Source organism: Longimicrobium sp. (genome assembly GCA_036387335.1).
Classification (GTDB): Bacteria; Gemmatimonadota; Gemmatimonadetes; order Longimicrobiales; family Longimicrobiaceae; genus Longimicrobium.
Genome location: DASVTZ010000093.1, coordinates 20837 through 27399, shown reverse-complemented (window position 1 = coordinate 27399; position 6563 = coordinate 20837). Strand labels below are relative to the sequence as shown.

Below are 6563 nucleotides of genomic sequence, written 5' to 3'. Positions count from 1 at the left end.
CGTGAAGTATGCGACCTTCATCCCGTTCCCGGTGCGGTCTCGCTGGGTGGCAGTGGGCGCAATCTACGGCGCCGCTGGCGCCTTTGACAGTGTCGTGCGAAGAACGGCAACAGCATGGCTCACGCGGAGGCGCGGAGACGCAGAGAGAAAAGCAAAAGGGTCTTCTCTGTGCCTTGCAGTTCCCTTTGTGCCCCTCTGTGTGATGCTTTTTTCTGTTGTTCTCTCTGCGTCTCCGCGCCTCCGCGTGAGGCCGCTGTTTTTTTACCGCGAACGCAGCGATGGCTCGGCTTCGAGGGCGCTGCGCAGGCGGCGGGTGTCGTTGCGGAGCGTACGCATGCCGCTGACGCGGTTGTTGTAGGCGGCGTGCACGGAAAAGAGGACCGCCGCCGCGTCCGGGTTGCGCCGCATCGCCGCCACGTCCACGTCCTGCGGGCGGATGTCGCCGACGAGGGCACGGCGCATGAACGGAAGGCTGCGCGCCATCGGCATCGCGAGCGCCGTGATCGTCTCGCGGAAGAGGCGCTGCCGGTCCGCCTCCGTGTCCAGCGACGACGAGTACGCCGCCAGCAGCGCGCGCAGCGTGTCGTTGCGCACCAGCCGCAGATCTCCGGTTCCCAGGATGGCGCGGTAGTTTCCCGCCACCGCCCGGAAGTCCGACGCCGATGAGGCGCCCATCATCCATTCCAGAAACGTCTCGGCGGAGGGAGGCGCATCCGTGCGGGTGAGCGCGTCGACCAGGCGCGACGCCGCTTTCCCCGATGCGGAGTCGTTTGCGATGGCCGCGTTCAGGCGCGCCTCGTTCTCGCGCGTGTCGGCCAGGAGCTGGCGCAGGTAGTCGCGCTCCCGGCCGCGCTCCTGGTGCCCGTCCCACCACGCCTGCGCGCCCAGGGCGCAGAGCACGCCGGCCACGATGATGGCGAACTCGCGCAGCGCCCCCGTCCACCCGCCCGCCTCGATGATGCGCGGAAAGCGCGTGCGCCGCTCCTCCGCCCGCCCAGCCCCTGCCCCGCCCGGTTCGGCCACGAGGGTCCTCCTCCATCGCGAGTTGATCGCCCTGCGCGGACCGCGCGGCGGGCGCAAAAAGGAACCAATGCGCCGCTTTCCCGGTAGACCTGTCGTCGGGATCACCGGCTCCGCAATCCGTGCTCCATCGCCCGCGCGGCTCTCCTTCCCCTTCGCCTTCCCTGCACCGCCTCGTGCGCAGGGATCCCCCGGATGCGTTTCGCTCCTCTCTCGTCTCACCCACGATCGCGTCTCCCCCGCGCCAGCCTCCTGGCGGCATCGGCGGTCGCCCACGCGATCCTCGTCGTCGCGGTCGCGCGGTGGCATCATCCTACGTACACCCCGGCGACGCGGCCGGAGGCGCCGCGGCAGGAGGTGGTGTGGATCGACTTCCCCGCGCCGGACGCGGTCGTGCTGCCCGGGCCGGGCGGGGTCGCGGGAGGGACGCAGGCACCGGCATCGCCGCGCATCGCCCCTCGCACGTTGGAGGCGGCACCGGCGACGCGCGTTGAAACCAGCGCCGCCGCGCCCGCCGCGAGCCAGGAGACGTCCGGCCCCTCCGCACCGGCCGCCGCGCCGATCCGGCCCTGGAGCAGCGTGCGCGATCCCCGCCTGTACGTGGACACGCGCAGGCTTCCGCCGCCGCCCGCGCGCCCGGATCATGCGCGGCTGGCGACCGACTTCGCGTCCGCCGTGCGCGCCGACTCCGTGCGCGCGGCCGAGGCGGCGCGGCAGTCGCTCGCGCGGCGGCAGGTCACCGTCTTCGGCCGCCGGGTGACGGTGGGCGGCGACTCCGCGGCCGCCGGCTTCCGCACCGAGGCCATCGAGGCGCGCCGCGACGTGCTGACCATGCCCGGCGACCGGATCATGTGGGAACGCCTGGAGCTGAGCAAACAGGACGGACAGCAGGCGCGCGACTCCGTCTTCCGGGAGCGCGTCCGCGCGACCCGCGCACGCAACGACGCGGACCGCCGCCCCTGAACCAGCGCGGCCGCATGGCGTTGCGCGGAGGGCCGGAGCCCCCGCGCGAGCCATGCGGCCGCCGTGCGGTCAGAGCCGTTCCAGCATCTGCGCGGCCTCGCGCAGCGCGCCCGCTACGGCGCGGAGGACGGGGCGCAGCACCTCGCCCGGCGACGGAATGCGGGCGTGCGAGTTGTGGTGCGCGTAGGGTGCCGGCTCCGGCTCGGGCGTCATCACGCCCACGGCGGTGGGGGGAAGCCGGTTCGGTGGCACCAGCGCCCCGCTCGGCTCGGTTTCGGGCGTGAAGTCGTCGCTCATGGTGCCTCTCTGGTCGATGGACGTGGCGATCCGCCCCACCCGGTACGGCTCCAATCCCCCACGGTTTCGCCGCCCTCTCCACCGACGTAAACGGGTGGGACGGAACTCGGTAGCCGCGCCGTACGCACAAGGTTTGTTCAACTTGTGCGTATCGGCGATGTAACACAGACTGTGTCAGTCACATCACGTGTTTCTTTCTTCGCGGAAGTCTTCCCCGTGCAATCAGTCGAGTTCGCCCGGATCCCGCCCTGGGAGCAGATGCGCGCCCGCGTGGCCGCACACCTGAACGCGAATCCCTACATCAGGGACGCGGACGACGCGCCTTCGCTGGAGGCGAGCCGCTTCGGCGTGCGGATGCGCCTGGGCGGCGGCGCCGTCTCGGTGATGCGCTTCCAGTGGTACCTCCCGCTGACCGACGAGCGCGCCCTGCGGCTCGCGTCGGACCTGGCGCTCCAGGCCCGCGGCGCCCGCGACGAAGCCGCCGCGTAGCCGCTCCCGTCCCACCGGGCGGTTTCCCCAACCCCGTTCATCGGGGAGGCAGGACCATGCCCTCGTACGAGTACCTTTGCGACACCTGCGGCCGCACCGCGGACCACCTGCGCCCGCGCGGCGACCGGGACCGTCCGACCCGCTGCGGCGACTGGGGTTGCAAGGGCCACCTGTCGCTCATCTCCCCCCTGCGCCCCGCCCCCCGGCCGCCGCCCCCCGCGCCCGCTCGCCCCTGAGGCAAGCCGCCGGCGCCGAAGCCCCTCCCTCGCCATGTGCGCGGGAGGGGCTTCGAGCATGTGCGTGCGCAAGATCGCGCCGCTTCGTATACTTCATCCCCATGCGCGGCTGTTGTCCCTTTCCGCGCGCCGCACCTCCTGCGCCTCCCCCCACGTGCATCCACAGAGCAACGCGCTGCGGCAGCTCGCCGAGAAGTGGGCGAACGTGCCCTCCGGCGAGCTGGCGAACTCCCAATCGTACCTCACCGAGCTGGCGACGGCGCTGGGCGTAGCCGTGCCGATGCCGCGCGGATCCGGCTACGAGTTCGAGTACACGCTGCCGGTGATCGACCGCGGCGGGCGCGCAGTCACCATCCGCATCGACCTGTACCGGGCCGAGCACTTCATCCTGGAGGCCAAGGACACCGGCGGCGGCTCCGCGGCGGAGAAGGTGCTGCGCGGCGCGTACGCGCAGGCCAAGGGGTACGCGGGCGAGGTGCCGCACGGCCCGCCGCCGTACCTGCTGGTGCTGGACGTCGGCCGCACCCTGCTGGCGTGGGACCGCTGGGCGGGCACCTACGGCGGCTTCGCGCTGGCGCGGCGTTTCGACCTGGCGACGCTCTGGCAGCGGCCGGACGACATCGAGCATCTGCGCGCCATCTGGGAGAAGCCGGCCTCGCTCGACCCGCGGGGGCGCGCCGCCGCCGTCACGCGCGAGGTGGCTGCGCGGCTGGCGGAGCTTTCCGCCCTGCTGGAGGCGCGCGGCTTCGAGCAGGAGCGGGTCGCGCGCTTCCTGATGCGCTGCGTCTTCACCATGTTCGCCGAGGACGTGGAGCTCCTCCCCGAGAAGCCCTTTCAGACGGCGGTGCAGCAGTACGGCGACAACCCGGAAGAGTTCGCCGAGGTGATGGCCGAGCTGTGGAAGTCGATGGACGAGGGGCGCCGCTTCGGGATGCGGAAGCTGCTGCGCTTCAACGGGCACTTCTTCCACGACGCCGAGGTGCTCCCCCTCACCCGCGACGACCTGGCCGTGCTGCTGCGCGCGGCCAAGGCGGACTGGCGCGAGGTGGAGCCCACCATCTTCGGCACGCTGCTGACGCGCGCGCTGGACGCGGAGGAGCGCCACCGCCTGGGCGCCGAGTACACCCCGCGCGAGTACGTGGAGCGAGTCGTTCGCCAGACGGTGGACGTGCCGGTGCGCGAGCGCTGGGGCGCCACTCTGGCCGAGGCGATGCGGCTGCGCGAGCGCGGGAAGAAGAAGGAGCGCGAAGCTGCAGAACGGCTGCTGCGCGACTTCCTGGTGTGGCTGCGCGGGCTGCGCTTCCTGGACCCGGCGTGCGGGAGCGGCAACTTCCTCTACGTGACGCTGCACACGGTCAAGCGCATCGAGTTGGAGGTGCTGCACGAGATCGAGCAGATCACCGGCCATCCCGAGCTGCCGCTGGAGGACGTAGGCCCGGCGCAGTTCCACGGCATCGAGGTGAAGCCGTGGGCGCGCGAGATCGCGGAGCTTACGCTGTGGATCGGCTACCACCAGTTCCGCCTGACGCACTTCAAGGGCGGCGCCGTCCCCGAGCCCGTCCTCAAGGACACCGGCACGCTGGAGCTGCGCGATGCCGTGTTGGAGTGGGACGAGAGAGTAGAGGTGCCGGAGAAGTCGCGCCTCGACCCCACCCCGCGCATTAAGCACCCGGTGACGGGGAAGCTCGTTCCCGATCCCAGCGCGCGGCTGCCCTACTACGAGTATCGCGGCGCACGACAAGCACCGTGGCCCCAGGCGGATTTCATCATTGGCAATCCGCCATACATGGGGCAGGCGCGACAACGTGAGGCTTTCGGAGATGGCTACGTAAATGCGCTTCGTGAAGTCTACTCAGACGTGCCAGATACCGCAGACTACGTTGTTTATTGGTGGTATCGTGCTGCGCTGGAGGTATCGAGCAGAAGAGCGTCGCGATCCGGCCTAATTACAACGAACACGATTACGCAGAAGCAGAATCGTGTGGTCATTGAAGACGCGGCGGGGAGAGGCGCGACAGTGGCATGGGCCGTTTCGAATCACCCGTGGATCGATGCACAAGGCGGAGCGGACGTTCGGGTAGCCATGACCGTGGTGGTCCGAGATCCAGGTGAGGCCGTTCTCGTAGAAGTAAACGAATCAGCAGAAGTCATACGCGAGTTGGTGGTGGCGCGGCTAAATGCAGATCTGTCGGCGCATTCGGATGTACCGCGCGCCGCATCTGTGCCGATCCAAGCAAACAAAGGTCTAGCCACACCAGGCGTGAAGCTCCACGGAGCAGGATTTATTCTGGGTGCTGCCGAAGCCCAGCGCCTGCTGGCAGCCGGGGGTGGGTACAGACAGGTTATAAAGCAGTACTTCAATGGAAGGGATTTGAGCGCGCGGCCGCGGGGCGTGTACGTCATAGACTTCGCCATGATGACCGAGGACGAAGCTCGCAACTTTCCACTCGCGTTTGAAATCGTTCGGGACCGTGTCAAACCAGAGCGCGATGCGAATCCACGTGGAATCCGGAAGACCTACTGGTGGCGGTTTGGTGAGCCAAATCAAAAACTCCGCGCGATGATTGGGGGATTATCTCGCTACCTTGCAACTCCCGAGACGGCGAAGCACAGGTTTTTTACATTCCTTGAGAGCACAGAATCCCCAGATAATAAGCTCGTCTGTATCGGCCTCGAGTCGGCGTTCTACCTCGGAGTTGTTTCTGGAAGTATACACGTCACGTGGGTGCTTGCGGCTGGAGGACGCCTCGGCGTGGGCAACGACCCTGTCTATGTGAAAACCACGTGCTTTGACGCATTCCCCTTCCCCGATCCCGCCCCCGACCTCCGCGCGAAGATCGGAGAGGTGGCCGAGCGGCTGGACGAGCACCGCAAGGGTGCGCTGGCGCGCGACGAACGGGTGACGATGACGGGGATGTACAACGTGGTGGAGAAGCTCCGCTCGGGAGAGGCGCTGACGCCGAAGGAGCGCGACGTTCACCAGATCGCCGCGTGCGGCGTGCTGCGCGACCTGCACGACGAGCTGGACCGGCTGGTGGCAGTGGCGTACGGCTGGCCCTGGCCGATGGAGCGCGAGGAAATCCTGGAGCGGCTGGTGGCGCTCCACGACGAGCGGGTGGAGGAGGAGCGGCGCGGCGTCGTCCGCTGGCTGCGCCCCGAGTACCAGATCCCGCGCTTCGGCCGCGGGGACGATGCGGGTCCCGCGGCCGAGCTGGCGCTCGCCGATGCCGACGTCGCGCCCGCAGCCCCGGCCGAGCGGCGCCCCTGGCCCACTGGCGCGGTGGAGCAGATCACGGCGCTCAAGGCACAGGTAGCCGCTGCAAGCGCCACAGCGGAAGAAGTAGCGGCGGCCTTCGACGGCGCCCCGCCCGCTCTCGTGCGGCAGTACCTGGACGCGTTGGTGATGGCGGGCGAGGTGCGCCTGGACCCGGACAGCGGGCGCTTCGCCCCGGTGGCCGAGCCGCTCTGACCCTCCGCGCCGGAAAACACCCGCGCATAAATTGGCGGGGTCGAATAGATTGAGGGTGCCCCTGGAACGACTCCAGTGCGCACCCTCTC

At 69.3% G+C, this 6563-nt stretch carries 6 protein-coding genes; 4 read left to right on the top strand and 2 right to left on the bottom strand.

Going from position 1 to position 6563, the window contains the following annotated elements:
• Positions 1-261 precede the first annotated feature (261 nt).
• Positions 262-1023: a hypothetical protein gene (locus VF647_08305; protein ID HEX8452084.1), complete on the bottom strand. Its 762-nt coding sequence runs from the start codon at positions 1021-1023 to the stop codon at positions 262-264.
• A gap of 192 nt (positions 1024-1215) precedes the next feature.
• On the opposite strand from VF647_08305, the gene VF647_08300 reads away from it, so the two are divergent.
• Complete coding sequence (locus VF647_08300) at positions 1216-1983, top strand: hypothetical protein (protein ID HEX8452083.1); 768 nt, start codon at positions 1216-1218, stop codon at positions 1981-1983.
• 69 nt (positions 1984-2052) lie between these two features.
• Here VF647_08300 and VF647_08295 read toward each other — a convergent pair whose 3' ends face one another.
• A complete protein-coding gene (locus tag VF647_08295) occupies positions 2053-2280 on the bottom strand; it encodes a hypothetical protein (protein HEX8452082.1) in 228 nt (75 codons plus the stop codon).
• Positions 2281-2496: 216 nt separating this feature from the next.
• Here VF647_08295 and VF647_08290 point away from each other — a divergent pair, with 216 nt between their 5' ends.
• From VF647_08290 to VF647_08280, 3 genes are all read left to right on the top strand, one after another.
• Positions 2497-2769 (top strand): hypothetical protein, encoded by a 273-nt coding sequence (locus tag VF647_08290; protein HEX8452081.1) that lies wholly within the window; start codon positions 2497-2499, stop codon positions 2767-2769.
• Between the two features lie 56 nt (positions 2770-2825).
• Positions 2826-3005: a hypothetical protein gene (locus tag VF647_08285; GenBank protein HEX8452080.1), complete on the top strand. Its 180-nt coding sequence runs from the start codon at positions 2826-2828 to the stop codon at positions 3003-3005.
• Between the two features lie 154 nt (positions 3006-3159).
• Positions 3160-6474: a DNA methyltransferase gene (locus VF647_08280; GenBank protein ID HEX8452079.1), complete on the top strand. Its 3315-nt coding sequence runs from the start codon at positions 3160-3162 to the stop codon at positions 6472-6474.
• The last annotated feature ends 89 nt before the right edge of the window (positions 6475-6563 follow it).